Below are 3,115 nucleotides of genomic sequence, written 5' to 3' on the forward strand. Positions count from 1 at the left end.
GCGCATCAGGCCGCTTTTTGCTGCGGCGCAAAGCGGCTGTAAAACCCGTCGCCTTTGGCGGCGAGATCCCGCAGCAAAGCAGGCGTTTTGAACCGATCGCCAAAACGGGCGGTCAGATCATCACAAATCGCCACCGCGCGGGCAGCGCCGATGATGTCGAGCCATGAGAACGGACCACCCGACCACGGCGCAAAGCCCCAGCCCAGGATCGCGCCAACATCGCCTTCGCGAATGTCCATCAGCACGCCATCTTCCAGTGCGCGCACCGCTTCCAGCACCTGCGCCATCAGCAGACGGTGCTGCACATCGGTCAAGTCTGGCTGATCATCATTCACCGGAAACTTAGTGGCCAACCCGTCCCACAGCCCTTGGCGCTTGCCCTTGTCGTCATAGGTATAAAAGCCCGCGTTGGATTTCTTGCCCAAACGACCCTGATCGACCATCCAGAACAGCACCTCATCCACCGCGCCGTCCGGATAGGCATCGCCCATCGCCGTCCGCGTCGCCTTGGCGATTTTCACGCCCAGGTCAATCGAGGTTTCATCAACCAATTGCAGCGGCCCCAATGGCATCCCCACCAGTTTCGCGGCGTTTTCGATGAACACCGGTTCCACCCCTTCGGCCAACATCCGCAGACCTTCGTTGATGTAGGGAATGATGCAGCGGTTGGCATAGAAGAAGCGGGCATCGTTGACCACAATCGGCGTCTTGCGGATTTGGCGCACAAAATCGAGGGCTTTGGCAACCGCGCGATCCCCGGTTTTCTTGCCCTTGATAATCTCCACCAGCATCATCTTCTCCACCGGTGAAAAGAAATGGATGCCGATGAATTGGTCTGGGTGGGCGGATGCTTTCGCGAGATCGGTGATCGGCAAGGTGGAGGTGTTGGTGGCAAAGATGCAATCCTTGCCAACATTGGCCAGCACCTTTTTGGTGACTTCGGCCTTGACGCTCATATCCTCAAACACCGCTTCAACGATCAAGTCGCAGCCCTTGAGTGCGCCGTAATCGGTTGTCGCAGCGATACGGGCCAACACTTCGGTTTTCTTCGCCTCCGTCACTTTCTTGCGGCTAATGCCTTTGTCGAGGATATCCGACGCATGGGCTTTGCCCCGATCCGCCGCTTCTTGCTTGGCGTCGATCAGCACAACCTCGATCCCTGCGTTGGCGGCGACATAGGCAATGCCCGCGCCCATCATGCCCGCACCGATAACCCCCAGTTTCTTGACGGTTTGATCAGGCGCGGCGGGCCGAACGGCACCTTTTTCCAGCGCTTCCTTGTTGATGAACAGGCTGCGGATCATGGCGCTGGACGACGGATTCATCAGCACGTTAGTGAACCAGCGCGCCTCGATCTTCAGCGCCAGATCAAACGGCACCAGCGCCCCTTCATAGACTGCGGAAAGCAGCGCCTTCGCCGCTGGGTAAACCCCCATGGTTTGGGCGTGAACCATCGCGCTCGCCCCGACGAAAGTCATAAACCCTGCGGGGGAATAAGGCGCGCCGCCGGGCATTTTATAGCCTTTCGCATCCCATGGCTTGACCAGATCGGCATCGGTCGCGGCCAGCACCCATTCTTTCGCACGGACCAGCAATTGGTCGGGCGCGACCACCTCGTCAATAATCCCGGCAGCTTTTGCCTTTGCCGGGTCCGACAACTTGCCTTCGAGCAAAAACGGCGCGGCAACCATTGCGCCCATTTTGCGCACCAGTCGCGTTGTGCCACCACCACCCGGGAAAATGCCAACCATGATCTCGGGCAGACCAATCTTGGCCTTGGGGTTGTCGGCGGCAATGATCCGGTGACACGACCGCGGCAGTTCCAACCCGATGCCAAGCGCTGTGCCGGGCAGGGCGGCCACAATCGGCTTGCCACCTTTCAGGGTTTTCGGGTCCATTCCCGCGCGTTCAATCTTGCGCAACACGCCGTGCATCATCATCACGCCGTCAAAGATGCCCTGCGCGCCACCATCTTCGCGCATCTTGGCGATGACGTTCAGGTCCATCCCGCCAGCAAAATCCTTCTTGCCAGAGGTGATGATCACCCCTTTCACGGAGGCGTCCGCAAGGGCGTCATCAATCAGATTGTCCAGCAGCTTGAACGCGGCCAAGGACATGACGTTCATGGATTTGTCGGTGACGTTCCAAGTGATCGTTGCGACCCCATCGGTGTCGGTTTTCATTACAAAATCAGGCATTTGCTTGTTTCCTCTGCGGATAAGGGGTGCCGTCGAGATGGGTATAACCTTGCGGCGTTGCCAGCAGATCGAGGCCGGGATAATGGCAGATGTTTTCGGGATGGCGAGTTCCGGCAATCAGATAGGTTGCCGGCTCGGCTGTGTGGTTGCGCAAGGTATGGGCGACCTGCACCCCTGCCTTCCAACAACAGGCGTCACCGGGGCCAATGACAGATTCCTCGCCGTTTTCAATGACGGTCAGCGCGCCATGGAGCATGTAAAGAAACTCATCCTCATGTTCCTCCCAATGCATTTGCGAGGATTGCCCGCCGGGATGTAGGGTTTCAAGGGCTATGCCGAACTGGGTCAAACCGCCTGCCTCGGTCAGATGGCGGAAGGACAGGTTTCCCGCCCCCTGATTATAGGGATCAGGATAGTTTGAGACGCCATCGGTCACGGGCACGGCATCTTTGCGAAAGATCGCCATGGCTTACACCCGCTCAATAATCGTTGCGGCCCCCATGCCGGAGGCGATGCAGAGCGTGGCAAGCCCGATTTGCTTGTCCTGCCGCTCCAACTCATCCAGGAGCGTGCCGATGATGATTGCCCCGGTCGCGCCCAGCGGGTGGCCCATGGCAATAGACCCGCCGTTGACGTTGACCAAGGCCGGGTCGACATTGAAGGCTTGCTGAAAGCGCAACACAACTGCGGCGAAAGCCTCATTCACCTCAAACAGATCAATGTCGCCGATGGTCATGCCATGATCGGCAAGGATTTTTTGCGTCACCGGGACCGGGCCGGTCAGCATGATCGTGGGATCGGTGCCAATTTTGGCGGTGGCGCGGATGCGGGCACGAGGTTTCAGCCCATGCGCTTTGCCAAATTCGGCATTGCCGATCAGCACCGCTGCCGCACCGTCAACGATACCGGAGGAATTC

2 protein-coding genes and 1 pseudogene are annotated in these 3,115 nt (G+C 58.7%); all 3 read right to left on the reverse strand.

Annotated elements, in window-relative coordinates; genetic code table 11:
* Positions 1 to 5: 5 nt before the first annotated feature.
* Positions 6 to 2,198, reverse strand: a complete 2,193-nt coding sequence (locus tag L0H65_RS17250) for an FAD-dependent oxidoreductase (RefSeq protein ID WP_301460461.1) — start codon at positions 2,196 to 2,198, stop codon at positions 6 to 8.
* A complete protein-coding gene (locus tag L0H65_RS17255; protein WP_301460462.1) occupies positions 2,191 to 2,664 on the reverse strand; it encodes a cupin domain-containing protein in 474 nt (157 codons plus the stop codon). The genes L0H65_RS17250 and L0H65_RS17255 overlap by 8 nt, the downstream gene beginning before the upstream one ends.
* A 3-nt stretch (positions 2,665 to 2,667) precedes the next feature.
* Positions 2,668 to 3,115: pseudogene (locus L0H65_RS17260) on the reverse strand (acetyl-CoA C-acyltransferase); the annotation flags it as partial.

Origin of the sequence: Pseudorhodobacter sp., from assembly GCF_030452865.1 — a bacterium.
Taxonomy (GTDB): Bacteria; Pseudomonadota; Alphaproteobacteria; order Rhodobacterales; family Rhodobacteraceae; genus Pseudorhodobacter.